Raw genomic sequence first — 418 nt, forward strand, 5'->3', positions numbered from 1 at the left:
CCGCAATAGTGCTTCGGCAGCGTAGAAGCCTGCCGGCCCGCTGCCGACGACGGCGAGGTGAAACGGCACAGTCATCATCGTCCCAGCGCTTGCCTGCGTTCATCGGCGCCGGGCAGCGGCGGCAGACGCGCGGTGATCACCGGGGTTTCGGACGCGCGCTTGCGGTTGACGCCGATCCAGAACTTCTTGTCGGCGGCGAGCCGATAATCGGGCTCGATCGCGCCGACCGGACAGGCCGGAACGCAGCCGCCGCAGTCGATGCAATTCTCCGGGTTGATGTAGGTCATCGTGCCGTCGAGATGGAAGCACTCGACCGGACAGACCGTCACGCACTCGGTGTAACGGCAGCCCTTGCAATTATCAGTTACGACGTGAGTCATCGTCGGAATCCGGCGTTTGTGAACAGGGAGGCCGACGC

General features: G+C 64.4%; 1 protein-coding gene. It reads right to left on the reverse strand.

The genetic code is table 11. The features are described 5' to 3' along the window. Nucleotides 1-74: 74 nt before the first annotated feature. A partial coding sequence (locus DY468_RS24560) for a ferredoxin family protein (protein ID WP_246701110.1) occupies nt 75-418 on the reverse strand: 344 nt, incomplete at its 5' end.

This window comes from Rhodopseudomonas sp. BR0M22 (assembly GCF_010907035.1).
In the GTDB taxonomy this organism is placed as follows: Bacteria; Pseudomonadota; Alphaproteobacteria; order Rhizobiales; family Xanthobacteraceae; genus Rhodopseudomonas.